The sequence below is a fragment of the Kineosporia corallincola genome, from assembly GCF_018499875.1.
Classification (GTDB): Bacteria; Actinomycetota; Actinomycetes; order Actinomycetales; family Kineosporiaceae; genus Kineosporia; species Kineosporia corallincola.
In genome coordinates, this window is sequence record NZ_JAHBAY010000017.1 from 25256 (window position 1) to 46090 (window position 20835).

General features: G+C 71.9%; 19 protein-coding genes. 10 read left to right on the forward strand and 9 right to left on the reverse strand.

Annotated elements, in window-relative coordinates; all coding sequences use genetic code 11:
• Positions 1-90: 90 nt before the first annotated feature.
• A complete protein-coding gene (locus KIH74_RS30885) occupies positions 91-696 on the reverse strand; it encodes a DoxX family membrane protein (protein ID WP_214159936.1) in 606 nt (201 codons plus the stop codon).
• A gap of 277 nt (positions 697-973) precedes the next feature.
• Here KIH74_RS30885 and KIH74_RS30890 point away from each other — a divergent pair, with 277 nt between their 5' ends.
• Positions 974-1966 carry a universal stress protein gene (locus KIH74_RS30890; protein ID WP_214159937.1) on the forward strand — a complete coding sequence of 331 codons (993 nt, stop codon included), beginning with the start codon at positions 974-976 and terminating at the stop codon, positions 1964-1966.
• A 108-nt stretch (positions 1967-2074) separates the two neighbouring features.
• On the forward strand, positions 2075-2560 hold the full coding sequence (locus tag KIH74_RS30895; protein WP_214159938.1) for a universal stress protein: 486 nt from the start codon (positions 2075-2077) through the stop codon (positions 2558-2560).
• 28 nt (positions 2561-2588) lie between these two features.
• Here KIH74_RS30895 and KIH74_RS30900 read toward each other — a convergent pair whose 3' ends face one another.
• Entirely contained in the window at positions 2589-5975 is a 3387-nt protein-coding gene (locus tag KIH74_RS30900; protein WP_214159939.1) for a serine/threonine-protein kinase, read from the reverse strand.
• 413 nt (positions 5976-6388) lie between these two features.
• On the opposite strand from KIH74_RS30900, the gene KIH74_RS30905 reads away from it, so the two are divergent.
• Genes KIH74_RS30905 through KIH74_RS30915 form a run of 3 tightly spaced genes read left to right on the forward strand, consistent with a single transcriptional unit; the run spans position 6389 to position 9255 of the window.
• The gene (locus KIH74_RS30905) at positions 6389-7027 is read left to right on the forward strand and encodes a DUF998 domain-containing protein (RefSeq protein ID WP_214159940.1); all 639 of its coding nucleotides are present in this window, start codon (positions 6389-6391) and stop codon (positions 7025-7027) included.
• Positions 7028-7063: 36 nt separating this feature from the next.
• The gene (locus KIH74_RS30910; RefSeq protein ID WP_214159941.1) at positions 7064-7750 is read left to right on the forward strand and encodes an ABC transporter ATP-binding protein; all 687 of its coding nucleotides are present in this window, start codon (positions 7064-7066) and stop codon (positions 7748-7750) included.
• Positions 7747-9255 (forward strand): hypothetical protein, encoded by a 1509-nt coding sequence (locus tag KIH74_RS30915; RefSeq protein WP_214159942.1) that lies wholly within the window; start codon positions 7747-7749, stop codon positions 9253-9255. Before KIH74_RS30910 ends, KIH74_RS30915 begins: the two co-directional genes overlap by 4 nt.
• A gap of 7 nt (positions 9256-9262) precedes the next feature.
• Here KIH74_RS30915 and KIH74_RS30920 read toward each other — a convergent pair whose 3' ends face one another.
• Both KIH74_RS30920 and KIH74_RS30925 read right to left on the reverse strand, forming a co-directional pair.
• Positions 9263-10072, reverse strand: a complete 810-nt coding sequence (locus KIH74_RS30920; RefSeq protein ID WP_214159943.1) for a radical SAM protein — start codon at positions 10070-10072, stop codon at positions 9263-9265.
• A 97-nt stretch (positions 10073-10169) separates the two neighbouring features.
• A complete protein-coding gene (locus tag KIH74_RS30925; protein WP_214159944.1) occupies positions 10170-10688 on the reverse strand; it encodes a pyridoxamine 5'-phosphate oxidase family protein in 519 nt (172 codons plus the stop codon).
• 297 nt (positions 10689-10985) lie between these two features.
• On the opposite strand from KIH74_RS30925, the gene KIH74_RS30930 reads away from it, so the two are divergent.
• Complete coding sequence (locus KIH74_RS30930) at positions 10986-11393, forward strand: universal stress protein (protein WP_214159945.1); 408 nt, start codon at positions 10986-10988, stop codon at positions 11391-11393.
• A 30-nt stretch (positions 11394-11423) separates the two neighbouring features.
• Complete coding sequence (locus KIH74_RS30935; protein WP_214159946.1) at positions 11424-11645, forward strand: hypothetical protein; 222 nt, start codon at positions 11424-11426, stop codon at positions 11643-11645.
• Here the strand turns inward: KIH74_RS30935 and KIH74_RS30940 are convergent.
• The 3 genes from KIH74_RS30940 to KIH74_RS30950 are packed head-to-tail and all read right to left on the reverse strand — an operon-like array spanning position 11614 to position 16251.
• Complete coding sequence (locus tag KIH74_RS30940) at positions 11614-12753, reverse strand: acyl-CoA dehydrogenase family protein (RefSeq protein ID WP_214159947.1); 1140 nt, start codon at positions 12751-12753, stop codon at positions 11614-11616. The genes KIH74_RS30935 and KIH74_RS30940 overlap by 32 nt on opposite strands.
• Positions 12743-14698, reverse strand: coding sequence for an acetyl/propionyl/methylcrotonyl-CoA carboxylase subunit alpha (locus KIH74_RS30945; RefSeq protein ID WP_214159948.1), 1956 nt, complete (start codon positions 14696-14698; stop codon positions 12743-12745). The genes KIH74_RS30940 and KIH74_RS30945 overlap by 11 nt, the downstream gene beginning before the upstream one ends.
• Before the next feature lie 2 nt (positions 14699-14700).
• A complete protein-coding gene (locus tag KIH74_RS30950) occupies positions 14701-16251 on the reverse strand; it encodes a carboxyl transferase domain-containing protein (protein WP_214159949.1) in 1551 nt (516 codons plus the stop codon).
• An 82-nt stretch (positions 16252-16333) separates the two neighbouring features.
• Between KIH74_RS30950 and KIH74_RS30955 the strand changes: the two genes are divergently transcribed.
• Both KIH74_RS30955 and KIH74_RS30960 read left to right on the forward strand, forming a co-directional pair.
• Positions 16334-16990, forward strand: coding sequence for a TetR-type transcription factor C-terminal domain-containing protein (locus KIH74_RS30955; RefSeq protein ID WP_214159950.1), 657 nt, complete (start codon positions 16334-16336; stop codon positions 16988-16990).
• Positions 16990-17475, forward strand: a complete 486-nt coding sequence (locus tag KIH74_RS30960) for a MaoC family dehydratase (RefSeq protein ID WP_214159951.1) — start codon at positions 16990-16992, stop codon at positions 17473-17475. Before KIH74_RS30955 ends, KIH74_RS30960 begins: the two co-directional genes overlap by 1 nt.
• Positions 17476-17637: 162 nt before the next feature.
• Here KIH74_RS30960 and KIH74_RS30965 read toward each other — a convergent pair whose 3' ends face one another.
• On the reverse strand, positions 17638-19017 hold the full coding sequence (locus tag KIH74_RS30965) for a short-chain fatty acyl-CoA regulator family protein (RefSeq protein ID WP_214159952.1): 1380 nt from the start codon (positions 19015-19017) through the stop codon (positions 17638-17640).
• Positions 19018-19165: 148 nt separating this feature from the next.
• Here KIH74_RS30965 and aceA point away from each other — a divergent pair, with 148 nt between their 5' ends.
• Positions 19166-20428 (forward strand): isocitrate lyase, encoded by a 1263-nt coding sequence (gene aceA / locus KIH74_RS30970; RefSeq protein WP_214159953.1) that lies wholly within the window; start codon positions 19166-19168, stop codon positions 20426-20428.
• Positions 20429-20456: 28 nt separating this feature from the next.
• Here aceA and KIH74_RS30975 read toward each other — a convergent pair whose 3' ends face one another.
• A complete protein-coding gene (locus tag KIH74_RS30975) occupies positions 20457-20828 on the reverse strand; it encodes a hypothetical protein (protein WP_214159954.1) in 372 nt (123 codons plus the stop codon).
• Positions 20829-20835: the final 7 nt, after the last annotated feature.

Below are 20835 nucleotides of genomic sequence, written 5' to 3' on the forward strand. Positions count from 1 at the left end.
CCGGAAGGTCGGCGTGCGGCGGCGGGACTTGAGCGGAACGGGTGAGCGGCGGGCCGCGCGGCCCGCCGTCCCGTGCCGTTCCCTGGGCCGTCACCTCAGCCAGGGGTTGCCCCGCACCACCGGCAGGGACTGCCAGATCCGGCCCAGGCCCCAGGTGTTGCCGGCCTGGGTGAGGGCGGCGACGATCAGGACCAGGGCGTAGACGATGTGGTAGTCGATCAGCGGGTTGGTCGAGCCGCTCGGCTCACCGGCACTGGTGGTCTGGGCCAGCGGCCATTCGGCGGCCCACATCAGCAGCATCATCGCGGTGCCGCTGCCGGCCGCGATCCGCAGGGCGACGCCGGTGACGGCGGCCACCCCGATCGCACCGAGGCCGAGCATGAACAGCCAGTTCGCCCAGGTCGCGCCGGCCCAGTCGTGGAACAGCGACTCGAACGGGCCGACCGCCACCCCGGACAGGAAGCCCTTGGTCGGGGAACCACCGTTGACCCAGGCCTTTTCGCCGACGGTGGAGTAGTGCAGGCCGAACAGCTTGTCGAGGCAGGCCCACAGGAAGACGAACCCGACACAGATTCTCAGTACGGCCAGCAACCGGGCGCCGGTGGTGGTGATCACCGTTGCCGGGGAGCTGGTTTCGGCGTGGCCGGCCGGGGGACGCTCGGGGTGGGCCCGTGGGGTGGACGGCTGCGGTGCCATGATCGATCTCTCCTCGTCGAGTGGTTCTCGATGGCTGGTGCGCGGTGCCGGACAACGTCATGCTCGCCCCGCCCCGGGCGTCCCGAAAGGGGCAAAGGCCCCATGTCGCGCCGGTCGGTGCGGTTGTTCCGGGGACGCCGTGAGCGGCGAAAGTTCTTACCTCGCCGATGATGTGGGTCACCTTCCGGGTGGTCCGGACCGACGGGACGTTCAGCCCTGACCTGACCGGAACCGGCGCGCGAGACTCGGAGCAGGAATATCCACGAGGAGATGCGCGATGACGCAGGACGTCGAGCAGAGCGGGCCGGGGCAGCCACGTGGTGGATCCGACGGGGTGCTGCTGGGTTTCGACGCGGGATGGGACAGTCCGAGGCCGTTGCGGATCGCGGCCGACGAGGCGGCGGCCCGGCAGGGCCGGCTGGTGGTGATCACCGTGGCCGCGCCCGGGCCGGTGGGCCGGGCCACGCCGCACGATCCGGATGTGCACCGGGGTCAGCGGGCGGCCGCCCGCGCCGCGCGGGTGCGGCATCCCGGCCTGCCGATCTCGACCGTGCACCTGCACGATGGTGAGGTGTCGCGGAGTGAGCCACTTTTCGCCGGTGCCGCCCGGCTGGTGCTGGGCCGCACCGGTCAGCGGGGCGGGCTGTTCGGGAACGACCCGGCCGGGCGCCTGCTGATCCGGGCGGTCAGCTGCCCGACCCTGGTGGTGCCCGCGCACCGGCCGGGGCCGCGGCCGGCGCTGCCGGTGCGCGACGCCGAGATCGGTGAGTGGGGGCCGGTGCTGGCCGCGGTGCCGGACGGCGAGCGCGGTGCCGAGGTGATCCGGGTGGCCGAGGAGGAACGGCAGCGTCGCGGTTGCGAGCTGCACCTGCTGCACGCCTTCGACCAGCTGCCGGGTGAAAGCCGTTCCCAGGCCCTGCATCGCGCGGCCGACGCGATGACGGCGCTGACCGAGGAGGCCGGGCTGGGGCCGGGCTCGGCCTGGTGCGTCATCCTGACCCGGCAGTCCCCGTCGGAGGCGGTGCTGGAGCGGGCGGGGGCCGCCGGCCTGGTGGTGCTGGCCGGTGCCGGTGGCACGGACGGTGAGCCCGGGGGTTCCCGGCTGGTGCGGGATCTGCTGGACCGGTACACGTGCCCGGTGGTGCTGCTGCCGGCCCGGCGCCGTCCACCGATTGATGATCCCGCCGGGGCCCGGCACACGCGGGACTCCGTGCCAGGATGCGGGCGGGGCACCCGCCGGCCCGAACGGACGGCGGCAGCCACCCGCTGACGGTGCACGTCATCGCGACCTCCGGCGGGACGTTGGCCTCTGCCGGCGCGGGACCGCCGGGCGGAGGCTGAAGGTGTTCATGGCAGAGCACATCTGGAGGAGATGACGATGAGCACCAACGCCGGTGCACCTGTCGTGAGGCCGCGGATCGTGGTCGGTGTCGACGGGTCCGAACCGTCCCGGGAGGCGCTGCGCTGGGCCGTCAGGCAGGCCGGGCTGGTGACGGGCGATGTCGTGCCGCAGATCCAGGCGGTCATCGTGTGGGACTTCCCGGCCCCCTACGGCTTCGGCGCGCCCCCGCTGCCGGGCTGGAACGCCCAGGAGGTGGCCCGGGGCGTGATCGACCAGGCCCTGAGCGAGACCTTCGGGGAGAACGTGCCCGGCAACCTGGTGCCGGTGGTGCGTGAGGGCAGCGCCGCCCAGGTGCTGATCGGGTTGTCCGAGGGGGCGTTGATGACGGTCGTCGGCAGCCGGGGGCACGGAGGCTTCACCGGCATGCTGATCGGCTCGGTCAGCGCCAAGGTCGCCGAGCACGCGCACAGCCCGGTGCTGGTGGTGCACGGCGACCAGGACCGCAGGCCGGACGCCGCCTGAGAGCGGCGCCCGGCCGGGGCGATCGGGATCAGTCGGCCGACTCGAAGGTCTTGAGCATCGTCTCGTAACCGGTCTCCAGCGACTTCCAGTCACCGGCCGGCACCGACCAGACCAGGGCGTAGGCCCGGTGGTCGCTCACCCGGATGTTGCGGTTGACGACGTGAAGGGTGCCGCTGGAGACCTTCCAGGTGTATTCCCAGTCGGCGGCGTCCCAGTCGCGGTAGTCCACGCGCTTGAGCCGGATCAGCTTGTAGCCCGCGTACCGCTGATCCGCGGTGCCCTCCTTGCTCTTCCAGTCGGCCAGCACGTCGTCTTGCGGCGTGGTGGTGGTGTCGACCTGGAGGTGGGCGCTGCTGTCCGGATCGCTGTAGTAGACGCTGCTGTACTTGGTCGAGCGCTTCCAGCTCTTCGGCACGGCCACGCTGAAGCCGGTTTTGTCGTGCCGCAGAACGTATCCCGAGGGCAGGGCGTCCTCGTCGTCCTCGTCTTGGTTCTCGTCGTCCTCGGGCTTACCGTCGTCCGTGCTGGTTTCCTCTGCCGCGCTGGTGGTTTCGGTCGGTTCCGGCTCAGCCGTCGCGGACGTGCTCTCCGGCGCCGCGGACGTGCTCTCCGGCGCCGGAGACGTGGCCGCCGGTGTGGCGGACTGCGTGGCCGCCGCGGACGTGGACCCGCCGTCGTCGGGGTCGTCCGCCCCGGCCTTGGTCAGGAGTACGGCCACGATCACCAGGGCGGCGGCCAGCGCCACCGTCGCGATCAGCCGACGGGAGCCGCCGGGCATGCCCGACGTGGCCGAGAGCAGGCGCGCATAGGGGCTTTCCGGTGGTTTGCCTGAGGACGACGAAGGCCGCTCCGCGCCCGCCGCCGACGCGGGGCCGCCCGCCGGCAAGGAGGTGGCGGAGGCGGGCATGGAGGTGGACGCGCTGCTGGGCGCGGGGGGCGATGCGGATGCGGCCGTGGGCTGCCTGGTGAGGGGTGAGCCGGGGGTCGGGGTGTCTGCCGTCGGGTTGCCGATGGCCGGGCCGGCGGGTGCGGGGCCGGAGAGGGCCGGTGCGGGAGGCGAGGTGGGCGGCGTGGCGGCTGAGAGGTTCGACTGCGAAACCGTCTTCGGGCCCGAGGACGCCTGACCCGCCGTGCTGTCCGGGGCCGGCGAAGCGGTCTTGCCCGGCCTGGCCTTGCCGGTGGGGGTGGGCTTCAGCGCGGGGACGTTCTTCGGGGCCGGTTCGCCGGCGCTCGCGGTGGGCGTGGGCTGCGGCGCGTCGGAGTCGTCGGAGTCGGCGGAGTCGTGGGGCAACGGGTCGGACCCCGTCGGGGATGCGGTGTCCGCCGTCGGGGCGTCGAGGGCGGAACCGGTCTCCGGAGCCGCGGACGAGGCCGCCCCGGTCCCGGTCCCGGTCTCCGGGGACGACGGCGTGGCGGAGGCGGCGTTCGGTTCCGGATCGGCCGGGATGGGGACCGTGGTCACCTTGTGCTCGCCCGGTGACGCCTCGTTGTCCTGACCGGTGGTGGACGCCGCGTCGGTCGCCTCGGCTCCGTCGGCCACGGTGTTCGGGCTGGTGTCTGTGGTGGTTGCCTGGTCGGTGGGACTCGTGGCGGCAGAGCTCTTGGCCGTGTGGTTCTTGCCCGCCGTGGCGCCACCGGCAGGAGTCTCACCGGTCGAAGTCCCACCGGTCGAAGTCCCGCTGGACGCCTCATCGACGGACGCCTCATCAGCCGAGGTCTGGTCGGGCGAGGTCTGGTCGGGCGCGACCTTGCCAGGCGAGGTCTGGTCGGGTGAGGCCTTGCCAGGCGCGACCTTGCCAGGCGAGGTCTGGTCGGGTGAGGCCTTGCCAGGCGCGACCTGGTCGGGCGAGACCTTGCCGGGCGCGACCTGGTCGGGCGAGACCTGGTCGGGCGAGACCTTGCCGGGCGCGACCTGGTCGGGCGAGACCTGGTCGGGCGAGACCTTGCCGGGCGCGACCTTCCTGGGCGAGACCTTGCCCGGTGGCGAGGCCTGGTCGGGCGAGGTCTTGTCCGGAGCGGTTCCGTCGGCGGTGAGCTTGCCGTCGGCGGTCTGGGTGGGAGCCGCCTTGCCGCTGGAAGGTCCGTCGGCGATGACCTTGCCCGTGGCGGCTGCACCAGCACCAGCACCAGCATCGGTGTCGGAGGGAGGCGCGTCGTGCGGGGTGGATTTCGTCGTGCCTGATTCTGCTGATGCAGGGGGAACATCGGACGCGGCGCGGGACGAGGCGGCTTCCTCGGATGCCGTGGCCGGGCTCGGGGTTGAGTCAGAGCCGGAGCCAGGGGTTGAGTTCGGCGGTAAGGCGGGGGCCGGCGTCGCAGTCGCTGGAGCCTCGGGCGCGGGGACTTCGGCCGGCGGGGCTTCGGGGGTCTCTTCCGGCGGTTCGGGGTCGGCGGCGGTCTCCTTGCCACCGGCCGCGCCCTTGGAGAAACGGGCGCCGTCGTCGGGTTCACCGTCGGCGGTAGGGGTGGCCGGGCGGCTTTCGGCGTCACCAGTTGTGGGAGCGACCGGGATGCCCGAGACCAGGGTGCCGGGAACACCGGCGCCGGTGATCACCTCGGTGACCGGGGGGACGGGCGCGACGCCGCTCTGCTCGCCCAGGTCGGCCCGGGCCTGGCGCAGCAGCTGCCGGGTGCGGGCCAGATCGGGGCGCAGGGCCGGGTCTTTCGCCAGCATGCGGGCGATGACCGGGGCCAGAGGGCCGGCGTGCTCGGCGGGCGGGGCGGGCTCGTTGACGATGGCCGTCAGGGTGAGGATCTGGTTGTTGCGCCGGAACGGCGGCTGACCCTCGGTGGCCGCGAACAACGTGGCTCCCAGCGACCACAGGTCGTCACCGGGCGTGGGACGGGCCCCCCGGGCGCGTTCGGGCGACATGTAACTGGGCGAGCCGACGAGCATGCCGGTGTTACTCAGCGTGGTCTCGTCGCTGACGCTGGCGATGCCGAAGTCGGTCAGCACCGCACGGCCGTTCGGGCTCACGATGATGTTGGCGGGCTTCACGTCACGGTGCAGCACCCCGGCGTGGTGCGCCGCGCGCAGCGCCCCGAGCAGGTCGAGGCCGATGTCGATGACGCTGCCGATGGACAGCGGCTCGTTCGCGTTGAGCTCGGCCAGCGTCTTGCCGACCAGCAGCTGCATCACGATCCACGGCCGGTCGTCGGCCTGGAACACGTCGAAGATCGTGACGGCGGAAGGGTGATCGATGCGGCCGGCGGCGCGAGCCTCCCGCAGCATCCACTGGTTCAGCTCGTCGCGCTGTTCCTTGGTGACGCCGGGGGAGGGCGGTAGTTCCTTGATGGCGACTTCGCGGTTCAGGACGTAGTCGTAGCCGGTCCAGACCGCACCCATGCCACCACGGCCCACGAGGTGCCCGATGCGGTAACGGCCTGCGAGAAGCCCTTGTTCGGAGGACGTCATGACGCGGTGCTCACCCGCGCTCCTTCTGCCCGATCCGCCGAAGGGCGCGCGGACCGTAGGGCCAAACGCGTCCACAGCCCCTTCACCTGATCCAGGGCACCGGGTGAAGAGTACAAATTTGGCAGATTTGCGCCGCAGGCGCCAATTGGGCCAGATGCTGAGCCGCCGCCCGGCGCTGTCGGCCCGGCTGATCGCGCTGCCCGGGCGGCGCCTTCAAAGGCATCACGGGGCGGCCACTCTCGGTGCGCGGCGTCCGTCCGAGGGCATGGTGTTCGTTTTTGACACCACCAACGGCTCCAGGGCGGTGTCAAAAACAAAAGGGCATCTCCTGCCGAGCCGCAGTCGGTCCGCTACCGGGTTGAGCGACGTGGATCATGCCTGCTAGACAGGCATCGGGGGGAATCATCGGATGAATGGCAGAAAGCATGACCATCGCTCTGGCTGGAATCAGCCTGTTCGGCCTGCTGGGGTACCTCGGCGTGATGGGTTACCTGCACCGGTCGCCGACCGGTTACGACCCGTTGCGCCATGCCGTCAGCGACTACGGGGTGGGCCCCTACCGGCGATGGTTCACCGCTGCGGCGGCGGCCAGTTCGGTGGGAACCTATGCGCTGGCCGGTGGGCTCGCGGTGACGCCCGGCTTCCCGCCGCTGGCCACCGAGGACCTGGTGTACCTGCTGCTGATTCCGCTCACCCGGGCCGGGGTGGCGCTGTTCCCGACCGACCTGGAGGGAGACCGGGCCACCCGGTCGGGGCGTCTGCACTACCTGTTCGCCATCGCCCAGTTCACGCTGATCTACCTGGCGGTTGCCGACCTGACCGGCGACCTGGGCGTTATCGACCCGTGGAGCGGGTTCTCCGGCGTGCTGACCGGGCTGCGGTGGGTGGTGACGGTGTCGCTGGTGCTGCTCGTGCTGGCGCTGCTGGCCCGGCGCGTCCCCCGGCTCGCCCCGCTGACCGGGCTGTTCGGGCTCTGGGAGCGGGGTTTCCTGTTCGGTGTGCAGTTCTGGTTCGTGGCGGTGGCCGTGGGTCTGCTCGCGGCGGGGGTCTGAGCAGCGAGGGTCTGAGCGGCGGATAGCCTGGGGGCGATGTCCTGGTTCACCCGGGGCCGGAAACACCGGCCCGCCGACCCCGCCGCGCGGGGCCTGGTGCGGGCGCACCGGGCCGAGGTCCGGCTGGACCGCGAGATTCTGCTGCCGGAAACCAGTTTCGATCTCGCCGCCGGGCGCACCCTGGCCGTGACCGGGCCGAACGGGGCGGGCAAGACCACGCTGCTGCGGGTGCTGGCCGGGCTCACCCGGCCCACGGCCGGCCAGGTGCGGGTCGGTGGCCTGGCACCGGACGAGCGATCGGCCGGGTTCCGGCGGGCGGTCGCGGCGCTGATCGGGATGCCAGCCCTGGCCCGCAACCTGACGCTGGGTGAGCACCTCCGGCTGGTCGCCACCTCGTGGGGCGACGACCTGGAGCAGGCCGGGCGGCGAGCCGACGATCTGCTCGACGCACTCGGGATCGACCGGCTGGTCAACCGTTTCCCGCACGAGCTGTCGTCCGGGCAGACCCAGCTGTTCACCCTCGCGCTGACCCTGGTGCGGCCCTGCGACGTGCTGTTGCTCGACGAACCCGAGCAGCGCCTCGACCCGGACCGCCTGGACCTGGTGGCCGGCCTGCTGGAACGGCTGGCGCACGCGGGCACGACCGTGGTGCTGGCCAGCCACTCGGCCCGGCTGGTGGACCGGATCGCCGACGACCGGCTGGAGATCGGCACCGCGTCGTGAGTTCGGCGGGTTCGGCGGGTGAGGTGGGCCAGGCGGGTTCGGCGGGCGCGGTGGGCGAGGCCGGTGCCCGGTTGCGCCGGCTCAGGGACGTTCACGCCGGCCGGGGCGGGGCGGACGCGCCGGACCTGGTCTACGCCGGGTACGTCGTGGTGCTCCTGGTCCTGTTCATCGGGGTGCCGTTGCTGCTGGCCGCGGTACGGGCGCTGAGCGGTGACGAGGTGGCCGGGGCGGTGTTCTCCGCGGCCGGGGAGCGCGGGCTGCGGATCGGGGTGGGCGGCTTCCTCGCCGCCGCGGCGGCCTGCGGCCGGGTGTACGGGCCGGTCACGCCGGAGCCGTTCTTCGTGACCCTGCTGGTCGGCACCGATCTGCCCCGGGCGCTCGCGTTGCGCCGCCCGTTCCTGCTGGCGACGGCGGTGGCGGCCGTGCCCCTGGCGACGGCCGGCCTGGTGGCCGGGCTGACCTTCCTGGCGAACGGCGTGCTCTCGGGGCCGGGCCTGGTCCGGTTCCTGGCCGTCGTGGCGGCGGTGATCGTGCTGGCCGCCTGGCTCTGGCTGGCCGGGCAGGTGCTGCCGGACCGGTGGGCGTGGGTCCTGCCCGGCGTCGTCCTCACCCTGACCGGAACCGGGCTGCTCGTGCCCGCCGCCGACGTCCCGACCCCGTGGGGCTGGGCGGCCCGGGCGGTGGTGGGGCACGACGGCACGGCCTGGGCTGCGGCTGTCCTGCTCGTGGTGACGGCGGGGGCCGCCGTGGTGACGGTGCCGGTGCTGCTGTCGGCGACGAGTGGTCCCCGGTTGCGCGCCGACGCCGAGCGCCGGCAGATCACCCGCACGGCGGCGTTCAGCGGTGAGATCACGGTGGCCCTCGACGTCTACCGGGCCCGGCCCGGGCTCGGGCGCACCTGGCGGGCCGTGCGCGGGCGGCCGGCACCGGTGCGTTTTCTGGTGCGCGATCTGGTGGCCGGCGCCAGGACGCCTGTCCGCTTCTCGGTCGGGTGTCTCACCCTGGTCGTCGGGCTGGGTCTGACGGCGCACGCCCCCGGCCTGCTCGTGGCCGGGGCCGGCAGCGGGCTGGTCTATCTGGCGCTGGGGGTGTTCAGCGACGGCTTCCGGCACGCGGCGCAGGCGGGCGCCGGGCCGCCGTTGTACGGGGTGGGCGTGGCGGAGCTCTTCGTCGTCCACAGTTTGCTGCCCTTGACCGCCCTGCTGGTGACGGCGGTGGCCGTGGGCGGGACCGGCGTGGTGGCGGCCGGGCTGCTGCTGGTGGCGGTGCGTGCCTATGACAGCGCGAAGGGGCCGCTGCCGCCGATCCTGCTGACCCCCGTTGCCTCGCCGGCGGGCGACCTGTCGTCGCTGAACGTGCTGATCTGGCAGGCCGACGCCGCGCTGATCTCGGTGTTCTGCGGAGCGGTGATCGCCGTGGCCCAGCCGGTGCACGCCGCAGTGGCGGCCACGGTGATCGTCGCGCTGCTGCTCGCCGGTCTTCGGCGTCGTCTGCACCGGTTGTGAAGACCGGTCATGACAGCGAGGGGATCCGTTGCGGCACCACGGTCGAGCAGTCGTGCCGGGCGAAAAGGCCCTGGGCGCGGGCGATGTCGTCGTCGGTGGCGGACGGTACGTGGCCGAGGGGATGACGCAGGCCGAGGCGCCGGTAGCGCTCTGCGCCCAGGGGGCGGAACCCGACGATCTCGACCCGCGGCCGGTTGCCCAGCCCGGCGACGAAACGGGCGATGCCGGTGACGTTCTCGGCGGAATCGGTGAGGCCCGGGATCAGCAGGAAGCGGATCCGGGTGTCGCGTCGCAGGTCGCCCAGCCGCCGGGCGAAGCGCAGCACCGGGTGCACGTCGGCACCGGTGATCTCGCGGTACAGGTCCGGGTCGGTGGACTTCAGGTCGAGCACCATCCGGTCCACGTGGTGCAGCGTGTCGTCGCCGACGATGGCGCCGAGGTAACCGGTCGTCTCCACCGTGGTGCGCAGTCCGGCCGCGAAGCAGCGGCGCAGCACCTCGGCGGTGAAGCGGGGCTGGGCGAACGGGTCGCCGCCGGTCAGGGTGAGGCCACCACCACAACCGGTGAGGGTTTCGCGGCAGCGCCGGATCCGGCCCAGGGCCGCGGTCAGCGACAGGCAGTGACCGCCGGAGTCGCCGCGGGCGTCCGGGGCCGGGCAGCTGCGGCACTCCAGCGGGCAGCCGGCGAGCCTGACCACCAGCTCGTACTCCCCGTCCGCCGGTGACCGGGTCAGGTTCCAGGAGTGCACACTGCCGGTGATCTGCTCACCGAGGGCAGCCTCGACGTGCAGGTCGGGGGCGAGCAGGTCGTTGCTCATGGCGAAGCACTCCCGGGGGCGGTAGCCGGTTACCCAAGGTCATTGCACCTCGGCGGTGCGTGTCTGGTGTAGGGCCCAAAGCCTCGGGATCTCGCGGTCACCACGGGTTGTGGCGGCGGTTGCGGCTGGGCGGCTGGAGCGGGGACAGGCAACGTGACGCCTTCGCCGGCGGGATCGGGGTGGACACCGGGGCGTCGGGGCGCTCCCAGACGGGCACGGTGACGAACCTGCGCCCGCTGAGCTCCTGTGGAACGATGCGCAGGAAGCGGTGTTTGGGGGCGCCGTGCAGGGGAGTGAGGGGCAGCTCGTCGGCGGCCGCCAGGTCGGCGAGCTCGGTCAGCTCGTCGGCGTGCCCCTTGAGCACCACGCTCCAGGCCCGGGAGATGCCGGGCGCGTAGCCGTCCACCTCGAAGGCCACCCGCTCGCCGGCGGCGGCGCTCAGCTTGGAGCCGCCCGCGGTGCGCACCAGCAGGTACCCGTCGGCGACGGCGTAGTTGACCGGGAAGATGTCCGGTCGGCCGCCGATCGTCACCGCCAGGCGCCCGATGTCGGTGGAGTGCAACATGTCCCAGCAGGCCGCGGCCGACAGGTACTCGTGTGCCTCCGTCGAAGTCATGATCACTTGTCCTCCATCGGGTTTCGGGCCGGCTGGCCCCCGCGACCAGGATCTCTCGACATCGAGCTACCGGTCATGGGGACCAAGGGGCATCGGTGACGGACGATTGTCGCGGATGTGAGCCAGGCCTCAGGGTCTCTCGGCGCCACCGAACGTCCCGGGGCCGGAAGGGATCCCGACCGCTTGGGGACCTTCGTCCCTGTGATCCGCGCCGCCCGTGACCGACCTTTGTGGTGTCCGTTCCGGTCGCGGCCCCTGTGTTTCGGAGCGGTAAATTCCCTTCCCACAGGAGAAGTCATGATGTTCGAGCGTGTCCTGGTGGCGACCGACGGATCGGCCTGCGGCGACCATGCTTTCGCCGTGGCCCGGTCGATGGTCAGCCGTGAGCTCGGTTCCGAGCTGACGGTCGTGCACATCGCCCCGGCCAGGGCCAAGGCGCTGGACGACGCCAACGAGCGGCTGGGCCAGACCGTGACCCGCCTGGCCGGCGAGGGGGTGCGGGCCCGCCTGGTGACGCCCGCGGTGCGGTTCGGCGGCCCGGCCCACGCCATCGCGGAGACCGCCGACGAGGTGGACGCCGACGTCATCCTCGTCGGTGACCTGGGGGCCGGCCCGCAGACCGGTGCGGTCTCCGTGCGCCTGCTCCAGACCGCGCACCGGCCGGTGATGGTGATCCCGATGCCGGACGACCAGATCGTCGACTGAGGCGGCGGGTGGCCCTGCCATAGTGGCCGGATGAGTGAACAACCGGGAGGCGGGCGCCGTCAGGTGCCCGCGTTCGTGATCGTGCTGACGGTGATCGTGCTGGTCACGGTCGCGGTGCTCTGGTCGGGCATCGGCAAGGGAGCGGACCCGTCCCCGGATCAGTGCGGCAAACCGGTGAGTGAGCGGGTCGGGGGATGGATGTGCCCCGGCGAGGTGAGCGTCACGACCTCAGACCCAGCGACCTCGCGATGAGGATGCGCTGCACCTCCGACGTGCCCTCGCCGATCTCCAGGATCTTGGCGTCGCGGTAGAACCGGGCCACCGGGTACTCGTTCATGAAGCCGTAGCCGCCGAAGATCTGGGTGGCGTCGCGGGCGTTGTCCATGGCCGCGTTCGAGGCCACCAGCTTGGCGATGGCGGCCTCCTTCTTGAACGGCTTCCCGGCCAGCATCCTCGCCGCGGCCGCGTAGTAGGCCAGGCGCGCGGTGTGGGTGCGCACCTCCATGTCGGCGATCTTGAACTGGATCGCCTGGTAGCCACCGATCGTGCGGCCGAACGCCTCGCGCTCGCCGGCATGGCGCAGCGACTCGTCCACGCAGCCCTGGGCCAGGCCCACCGAGAGCGCGGCGATCGCGATCCGGCCCTCGTCGAGGATGGACAGGAACTGGGCGTAGCCGCGTCCGCGCTCGCCGAGCAGGTTGGTGGCGGGCACCCGCACGTCGTCGAAGAACAGCTCGCGGGTGTCGGAGGCCGACCAGCCCACCTTGGAGTACTTCTGGCCGACAGTGAAACCCGTTGTGCCCGAAGGAATGATGATTGCCGAGATCTCGCCGGGGGCGGTCAGGGCGGTGACGGTGACCAGAGACGTGATGTCGGTGCCGGAGTTGGTGATGAAGCACTTGGAGCCGTTGATCACCCACTCGTCGCCGTCCAGGCGGGCGGTGGTGCGGGTGGCCCCGGCGTCCGAGCCGCCGCCCGGCTCGGTCAGGCCGAACGCGCCCAGCCGGGTGCCGGCCGCCAGGTGCGGCAGCCAGGCGTCCTTCTGCTCCGCGGTGCCGAAGCGGTGGATCGGCATCGCGCCCAGCCCGACCCCTGCCTCCAGCGTGATCGCCACCGAACTGTCCACCCGGGCCAGCTCTTCCAGGGCCAGGCAGAGCGCGAAGTAGTCTCCGCCCATCCCACCGTGCTCCTCCGGGAACGGCAGCCCGAACAGGCCCATCGCGCCCATGCCGCGCACGATCTGATAGGGGAACTCGCCGCGCTCGTACAGGTCGCCGATCACCGGGGCGACCTCCCTGCGGGCGAACTCCTCGACCGTGGCCCGCAGGGCGGCGTGCTCGGGGGAGAGCTCAAGATCCATGACCATCTCCTTCGGTGAACGGTTCGACGGTCATCAGCACTTCGTCCTTGGTGACGGTGGCCCCCGGCCGGGCGCGTAGCTCGCGCACCACACCGTCGGCGGGGGAGGTGAGGGTGTGCTCCATCTTCATTGCCTCGACCACAGCCAATGGTTGTCCCGTGCTGACCTTTTCGCCGTCCTGGACGCTGACCAGGGCGATCGTTCCGGGCATCGGTGAACGCACCGGCCCGCCGCCCCCGTCGGTCGCCGCCCGGCCGGCGGCGAGGGGTTCGCGCAGCGCCCAGGTCAGGCCGTCGCGGGTGATCCACAGCGTGCCGTCGCGGGCCGCCGCGGTGGTGTAGGTGCGGGTGACGCCGTCGTGGGTGTGGTGCACTACGTGGGGACGTCGGTCGGGGTCGGGTTGGGTGCGGCTGCGGACCGGCTCGCCGCCGTCGACGATCAGCAGGGCGTCATCCGCCCGCCCTCGCGACCGAACCTCGAAAAGCTTCTCCCGGCAATCGAACCGATGCGTGGAGCCTGCCGGTTCCCCGATGCGCCAGCCGCCGGGCAGGTCGAACGGGTCGATCACGGCCTCCGGGTCGTCGGGGGGCTCCAGCCCGAGCAGCCTCAGGCCGGCCGCCAGACCCAGCACGTCGTCCGGAACCGGATGTGCGGTCAGCTCTTCCAGGTCGCGCCCGATCAGGCCGGTGTCCAGGTCGCCGTCGCGCACCCGCTGATCGGCCAGAAGGTTCAGCAGAAAGCCGGTGTTCGTCTGTACACCGAGCACGACCGTGCGTCGCAGTGCCGTGCTCAGGCGGCGCAGCGCCTCGGCCCGGTGCGGGCCGTGGGCGATGATCTTGGCCAGCATCGGGTCATAACCGGTACCGATCACCTGGCCCCGGGTGACACCGGAGTCGACGCGCACGCCGTCCGGAAGCTCCAGTGCGAGAACCTCTCCCGCCGAGGGCAGGAATCCGGCGGCCGGATCCTCCGCGTACAGCCGCACCTCGATCGCGTGCCCCTGCGCACGCGGTGCGGCCGGCCAGGGCGCGGGCTCCCCGGCCGCGATCCGCAGCTGCGCCTCCACCAGGTCGACGCCGTAGACCTCCTCGGTCACCGGATGCTCCACCTGGAGGCGGGTGTTCATCTCCATGAAGTACCACTCGTGCGGCCGGTCCCCGGTCACGATGAACTCCACCGTGCCCGCCCCCACGTACCCGCAAGCCTGCGCGGCCCGGCAGGCCGCCTCGCCCATCGTCTCGCGCTGCTCCGGCGGCAGCAGGGGCGAGGGGCACTCCTCCACCACCTTCTGGTGGCGCCGTTGCAGCGAGCACTCGCGCTCGCCCAGGTGCGTGACGGCGCCGAACCGGTCTGCCAGAACCTGGATCTCGATGTGTCGCGGTGTGGTGACGAGGCGCTCGAACAGCAGGGTGTCGTCGCCGAACGCGGCCCGGGCCTCGCGGCGGGCCGTCTGCACGGCACCGTCCAGATCTCCGGCGCGGTGCACCTCGTGCATGCCCTTGCCGCCACCGCCCGCCGACGGCTTGATCAGCAGCGGGTAGCCCACCTCGTCCGGGTCGGTCGAACCAGGGACGACGGGAACACCGGCCGCGCTCACCGTGTTCCGGGCCCGGATCTTGTCTCCCATCGCCTCGACGGCCGTTGCCGGCGGGCCGACGAACACCAGCCCGGCCTCCTCGCAGGCCCGGGCGAAGGCCGGGTTCTCGCTCAGGAAGCCGTATCCCGGATGGATCGCCTGCGCGGCGCCCACCCCGGCGGCGCGGATCAGCTCCGGTGGCGACAGATACGACTCGATCCGCACCGCGACGTCCGCCGCCAGCACGTGCGGTGACCCGGCGTCGGCGTCGGAATACACGGCCAGCGAACGAATCCCGAGCCGTCGCAGGGTTCGGAAGATCCGCACCGCGATCTCGCCGCGGTTGGCCACCAGCACGCTGTCGAACATGGTCACATCCGGAAGAGGCCGAAGCCCGGGTCGCCGAGCGGGGCATTCGAGCAGGCCGAGAGGCACAGCCCGAGAACGGTTCTGGTGTCGGCCGGGTCGATCACGCCGTCGTCCCAGAGCCGGGCCGTCGAGTAGTACGGGTTGCCCTGAGTCTCGTACTGCTGCCGGATCGCCGAGGGATCGGCCCCGACGGTGCCCAGCACCGTCGCGGCCTGCTCGCCGCCCATCACCGAGATCCGGGCGTTCGGCCACATGAACAGGAACCGGGGGGAGTACGCCCGCCCGGCCATCGCGTAGTTGCCGGCCCCGAACGAGCCGCCGACGACCACGGTGAGCTTCGGCACGCGGGTGGTCGCCACCGCCGTCACCAGTTTGGCCCCGTGCTTGGCGATACCGCCGGCCTCGTACTCGCGGCCCACCATGAAACCGGAGATGTTCTGGAGGAACACCAGGGGAATGCCGCGCTGATCGCACAGCTCGATGAAATGTGCTCCCTTGAGAGCCGACTCGGAGAACAACACGCCGTTGCTGGCCACCACACCGACCGGGTGGCCGTGCAGGTGGGCGAATCCGGTCACCAGGGTGTCGCCGTACTCCGGTTTGAACTCGGCGAGCCCGGGGGCGTCGACGATGCGGGTGATCACCTCGTGGACGTCGTACGGAATGCGCGGGTCGGTGGGCACGGTGGAGTAGAGACCGGCCGGGTCACAGGCCGGCTGCCGGGTCGGAATCCGTTGCCAGGGAACAGGTGTGCGAGCGCCGAAGGTGGAGACGATGGAGCGTACGGTGCGCAGGGCCTGGGCGTCGTCGTCCACCAGGTGGTCGACCACGCCGGAGACGCGCGCGTGCAGCTCGCCGCCGCCGAGCTGCTCGGGGCTCACCACCTCGCCCGTCGCGGCCTTCACCAGAGGCGGGCCGCCGAGGAAGATGGTGCCCTGGCCGCGCACGATCACCGCCTCGTCGGACATCGCCGGCACGTAGGCGCCACCGGCGGTACACGACCCCAGAACCGCCGCGATCTGCGGGATTCCGCGGGCGGACATCCGCGCCTGGTTGAAGAAGATCCGGCCGAAATGGTCGCGGTCGGGGAACACCTCGTCCTGCCGGGGCAGGAACGCGCCGCCGGAGTCGACGAGATACAGGCAGGGGAGCCGGTTCTCCAGGGCGATCTCCTGCGCGCGCAGGTGCTTCTTGACCGTGATCGGGTAATAGGTGCCACCCTTGACGGTGGCGTCGTTGGCGACGATCACGCATTCCCGGCCGCTCACCCGGCCGACGCCGGTGATCAGGCCGGCGGCGGGGGCCTCGTCGTCGTAGAGCCCGTTCGCGGCCAGGGGCGACAGTTCGAGAAAGGGGGACGACGGGTCGAGCAGCTCGTCCACGCGGTCGCGGGGGAGCATCTTGCCGCGCTGCACGTGCCGGTCGCGAGACCGCGCGGGGCCGCCCAGGTGCGCCGCCGCCAGCCGGGCTCGCAGGTCGGCGACCAGGGCGCGGTGGGCTGCCTCGTTCACCGTGGGGGCGTCCGGCCGGGTCGGCCCGGGGGATGACGTCATTGTCGTCCGGCCTCCCTCGTACGGTGAGTGAATCCTCGATCACCATACTGACCGCTCGTACGGTCAGCAATACACTGGCGGCATGACATCGCGAGCCAGCTCCCGTGAGGCCATCCTGCGGGTGTTCGCCGAGCGGGTGGCCGAGAAGGGCTACGCCGACACCAGCCTGGGAGACGTGGCGGCCGAGCTGGGCCTGAGCAAAGGCACCATCGTGCACCACTTCCGCAGCAAACAGGCGCTTCTGGGCGAGCTGCACGAGGCCTACTTCGCCCGCCGGTTCGCCGAGGCGCAGCACGTGCTGGCCGAGCTGGAGCACCCGATCGACCGCCTGGTCGCGATGATCTACGCGCTGCTGGCGGCCCACCGCGACGACCGGGCGGCCAGCCTGGCCTGCCTGCGTGAGCTGGTGCGGTATTTCGAGGGGGAGCTCGGGGCGTTCGTGCACGGCCAGCGCGAGGCCTACACGGCCATCGTCGTGGGCATCCTCGAAGACGGTGCGGACCGTGGCCTGATCACCGTGGAAGACGCCCGGATGACCGCCCTCCAGATCTTCGGCATGTGCAACTACGCCTGGACCTGGTACCGGCCTGAGGGAAAACTGTCGGTGGAACAGATCGCGGAGCAGTTCGCCCGCACGCTCCTGGCCGGACTGGTGAGCCCGGTCGACCCGGGGCGGCGCGAACCGGACATCGCACGGGCCGTCGCGACCGTGCGCGGGGCACCAGGGAGGACGGACTGATGGACGCCGACCACGACCGGCCGCAGATCGACCAGCGGGGGCTGTATCTCGAGGAGTTCCAGGTGGGTGCCCGTTACCGGCACCGGCCGGGCCGCACCGTCACCGAGGCCGACAACGTGCTGTTCACCACCTTGACCATGAACACCCAGTCGCTGCACCTGGACGCGGTTTTCGCGGCCGGCCAGGAGCCTTTCCGCCGGGTGCTGGTGAACTCGATGTTCACCCTGTCCACGCTGGTCGGGCTGTCGGTGGCGCAGCTGACCCAGGGGACGCTCGTGGCCAACCTCGGTTTCAGCGAGATATCTTTCCCGTCACCGCTTTTCATCGGTGACACGCTGTACGCGTCCACCGTCGTGCTGGACAAGCGGGAGTCGTCGTCGCGGCCGGGCGAGGGGATCGTGTCGCTGCGCCACGTCGGGGTGAACCAGGACGACGTGGTGGTCGCCCGGGCGGTCCGGGCGACCCTGGTGCGGACGGCTCCCTGACCGGTCAGGCGCTCGTGCGCTCGCGCAGCGCGTTGAGCAGGCCGGGGGGGGCATCTGGGCCGCGATCTGGTCGGCCAGCGGCTCGGCGGCAGACGGGTCCACCCGGAACAACATGTTCGTATTGCGGGATCCGGGTGGCTCTCGCTCGCCCTGCCCCCGCCGCTACTCGGCTGCCGGGTAGGGAGACAGGGTGCTGCGGTTCTCGTCGATCGCCAGGCCCCGGCCCACCTGCGGCACCGCCCGCTGGGCGCAGTCGGTGCGTGAGCAGGTCTTGCAGCCCGGCCCGATCGGGGAGGCGGCCGTGCGGTCGGACAGGTCCAGGCCGGCCGAGTAGACCAGGCGTCCGGCATGGCGCAGCTCGCAGCCCAGGCCGATGGCGAAGGTCTTGCCGGCGGCGCCCCAGCGTGGTGGGCGGTGGATCACCGTGCGGGCGATCCAGAAATAGTGTCGTCCGTCGGGCATCACGGCCACCTGGCGCAGGATCTGGCCGGGGGCGGCGAAGGCTTCGTAGATGGTCCACAGTGGGCAGGTGCCGCCGGTGCGGGTGAAGTGGAAACCGCTGGCCGACTGGTGTTTCGACATGTTCCCGGCCCGGTCCACCCGGATGAACGAGAACGGGACGCCGCGGGCCCGGGGCCGTTGCAGCGTGGACAGGCGGTGGCAGATCGTCTCGAAGCTCACCCCGTAGTGCGCGGCCAGCCGTTCCACGTCGTAACGGAAACGCTCGGTGGTGGCGAGGAAGTCGGCGTAGGGCAGGAGCAGGGCGGCGGCGAAGTAGTTGGCCAGCCCGATCCGGGTGAGCGAGCGCACCGCCGGGTTCTGGATCTCCGCGGTCATCGAGGTGATCAGCCGGTCGTTCTCGATCAGCGCCAGCTGACCGGCCATCCGGTAGGCCCGCTGCCCCGAGTCCAGCCGGGGTGAGAGGGACAGGACTCCCGCCCGGGCGTCGAACCGGTGCAGATCGCCCTCGGCGTCGGGCAGTTCGGCCACCCGCACGTCGTGCACGGCCAGCCGCCGCCGCAGGGCCTTGGCGGCGCGCACCTCGGGCAGGCCGATCGTCGCGGCCAGGTTCTCGGCGGCCTGGTCGAGGGCGGCGAAGTGGTTCTTGTTGCGGTAGAAGAAGGTTCGAACCTCTTCGTGCGGCATCGGGGTGGCGGACGGCAGTTCCCGGTCGCCCGACAGCGCGGCCACCTGCTCGGAGGCCTGCCGGTAGCGGTGGTGCAGCAGCGACACCGCGCGGGCGCTGTCGGGGAAGTGCCGGGCCAGCTCGGCCGCGTCGGTGGTGGGCAGGCCGAGGTCGGCGAAGGCGTCGCGCAGCTCGGCGGTGAGCCGGGTGGCGTCGTCGGTGGCGAAGTATCCGGCGTCCAGCCCGAAGGCCTCGGTCAGCTTCAGCAGCACCGGCACCGTGAGCGGGCGCCGGCTGTGCAGCAGCTGGTTGAGATAGCTGGGTGAGATCTCCAGCAGCCGGGCCAGATCGACCTGGCTCATCCGCCGGTCGAGGATCAGCTGACGCAGACGCGGCCCCGCGAACGTCTTCTCCATCGACGAACGATAACCACCCCGGAAACTTCGCAGATTCGCAAGGCCGGGCGAAAAGTTGGCCGTAATTGGCGAATTGGGCGCCTCGACGGTGCTGTGGACGGCTGCCACGGTGGAGGCACAGCCCGGTCACCGCCCTGAGGAGGCAGCCATGACGGACGCGGAACAGCTTGCGGCGCAGTGGAAGACGGACGAACGCTGGGCCGGTGTGCGGCGCACCTACTCGGCGGACGACGTGCTGCGCCTGCGTGGCACCGTTGTCGAGGAGCACACGCTGGCCCGCCGTGGGGCGGAGAAGTTGTGGCGTGCGCTACACGACGAGGAATACCTGCACGCCCTCGGCGCCCTCACCGGCAACCAGGCCGTGCAGCAGGTGCGGGCCGGGCTGAAGGCGATCTACCTGTCCGGCTGGCAGGTCGCGGCCGACGCCAACGCGGCCGGCCAGACCTACCCCGACCAGAGCCTGTACCCGGCCGACTCGGTGCCCCGGGTGGTGCGGCGCATCAACAACGCTCTGCTGCGGGCCGACCAGATCAGCCACAGCGAGGGGGATCACGGCACCGACTGGCTGGTCCCGATCGTGGCCGACGCCGAGGCCGGTTTCGGTGGTGCCCTGAACGCGTTCGAGCTGATGCGGGCGATGATCGCGGCCGGTGCCGCCGGCGTCCACTGGGAGGATCAGCTGGCCTCCGAGAAGAAGTGCGGGCACCTGGGCGGCAAGGTGCTGATCCCGACCGGCCAGCACGTGCGCACGCTGAACGCGGCCCGGCTGGCGGCCGACATCGCCGGGGTGCCCTCGGTGATCGTCGCCCGCACCGACGCCCAGGCCGCGACCCTGCTGACCAGCGACGTGGACGAGCGTGACCGGCCGTTCGTGACGGGGGAGCGCACCGCGGAGGGGTTCTACCGGGTGCGGGGCGGGATCGAGCCGTGCATCGCCCGTGGCCTGGCCTACGCCCCGCACGCCGAGCTGCTGTGGATGGAGACGTCGAAACCCGATCTGGCGGTGGCGAAGGCGTTCGCGGAGGGAATCCGGGCCGAATACCCCGAGCAGATGCTGGCGTACAACTGCTCGCCGTCGTTCAACTGGCGCAAGCACCTGGACGACGACGAGATCGCCGCGTTCCAGAAGGAGCTGGGGGCCATGGGGTACAAGTTCCAGTTCATCACGCTGGCCGGTTTCCACGCGCTGAACCATTCGATGTTCACCCTGGCCAAGGGGTACGCGGAGAGCGGGATGAGCGCGTACGTCGATCTCCAGGAGCGCGAGTTCGCCTCGGAGGCAGACGGTTACACCGCCACCCGGCATCAGCGTGAGGTCGGCGTGGGCTGGTTCGACCTGGTGAGCACGGCCGTGAACCCGGCGGCGGCCACCACCGCGCTGGCCGGGTCGACGGAGCGGGAGCAGTTCTGACGCGGATCGGGGCGGCCGCCGACGGGCGCTACCGGGAGGTGCTGACCCCCGGCGCGGAACCGCCCGGCTGAGGCCGCGAGGCCCACTGGCCGGCGCCCAGGGCACCGGCGACCGCCGCGCTGGCCAGGGCCGCGCGGCGGTGGCCGGGGGCGACGGCGGCCAGGCCGATCATGCTCGCGGCGTGCAGCGTGTCGATCAGTACGGCCCAGCCCGCCGGTGCCCCGGGGCGCAGCCCGACGGCCGCCGCCTGCGCCAGGTGCCGGGCGCCGAGCACCCGGGCAGCGGGCAGCAGACCCGGCGTGGCCGGATCGGCGCCCACCGCGCGGATCACCCCGGCCGGACGCAGCAGCAGGGCGGCGCCGAACGCGGCTCCGGCCAGGGCGATCACGCGGTTGCTCATGCGCGGA

Coding starts and splice junctions, on each gene's coding strand:
- aceA (WP_214159953.1), top strand. CDS start 19,166: ATGACGGACGCGGAACAGCTTGCGGCGCAGTGGAAGACGGACGAACGC.
- KIH74_RS30960 (WP_214159951.1), top strand. CDS start 16,990: ATGGACGCCGACCACGACCGGCCGCAGATCGACCAGCGGGGGCTGTAT.
- KIH74_RS30895 (WP_214159938.1), top strand. CDS start 2,075: ATGAGCACCAACGCCGGTGCACCTGTCGTGAGGCCGCGGATCGTGGTC.
- KIH74_RS30885 (WP_214159936.1), bottom strand. CDS start 696: ATGGCACCGCAGCCGTCCACCCCACGGGCCCACCCCGAGCGTCCCCCG.
- KIH74_RS30910 (WP_214159941.1), top strand. CDS start 7,064: ATGTCCTGGTTCACCCGGGGCCGGAAACACCGGCCCGCCGACCCCGCC.
- KIH74_RS30975 (WP_214159954.1), bottom strand. CDS start 20,828: ATGAGCAACCGCGTGATCGCCCTGGCCGGAGCCGCGTTCGGCGCCGCC.
- KIH74_RS30900 (WP_214159939.1), bottom strand. CDS start 5,975: ATGACGTCCTCCGAACAAGGGCTTCTCGCAGGCCGTTACCGCATCGGG.
- KIH74_RS30905 (WP_214159940.1), top strand. CDS start 6,389: ATGGCAGAAAGCATGACCATCGCTCTGGCTGGAATCAGCCTGTTCGGC.
- KIH74_RS30940 (WP_214159947.1), bottom strand. CDS start 12,753: ATGGATCTTGAGCTCTCCCCCGAGCACGCCGCCCTGCGGGCCACGGTC.
- KIH74_RS30965 (WP_214159952.1), bottom strand. CDS start 19,017: ATGGAGAAGACGTTCGCGGGGCCGCGTCTGCGTCAGCTGATCCTCGAC.
- KIH74_RS30925 (WP_214159944.1), bottom strand. CDS start 10,688: ATGACTTCGACGGAGGCACACGAGTACCTGTCGGCCGCGGCCTGCTGG.
- KIH74_RS30890 (WP_214159937.1), top strand. CDS start 974: ATGACGCAGGACGTCGAGCAGAGCGGGCCGGGGCAGCCACGTGGTGGA.
- KIH74_RS30935 (WP_214159946.1), top strand. CDS start 11,424: ATGAGTGAACAACCGGGAGGCGGGCGCCGTCAGGTGCCCGCGTTCGTG.
- KIH74_RS30945 (WP_214159948.1), bottom strand. CDS start 14,698: ATGTTCGACAGCGTGCTGGTGGCCAACCGCGGCGAGATCGCGGTGCGG.
- KIH74_RS30920 (WP_214159943.1), bottom strand. CDS start 10,072: ATGAGCAACGACCTGCTCGCCCCCGACCTGCACGTCGAGGCTGCCCTC.
- KIH74_RS30930 (WP_214159945.1), top strand. CDS start 10,986: ATGATGTTCGAGCGTGTCCTGGTGGCGACCGACGGATCGGCCTGCGGC.
- KIH74_RS30955 (WP_214159950.1), top strand. CDS start 16,334: ATGACATCGCGAGCCAGCTCCCGTGAGGCCATCCTGCGGGTGTTCGCC.
- KIH74_RS30950 (WP_214159949.1), bottom strand. CDS start 16,251: ATGACGTCATCCCCCGGGCCGACCCGGCCGGACGCCCCCACGGTGAAC.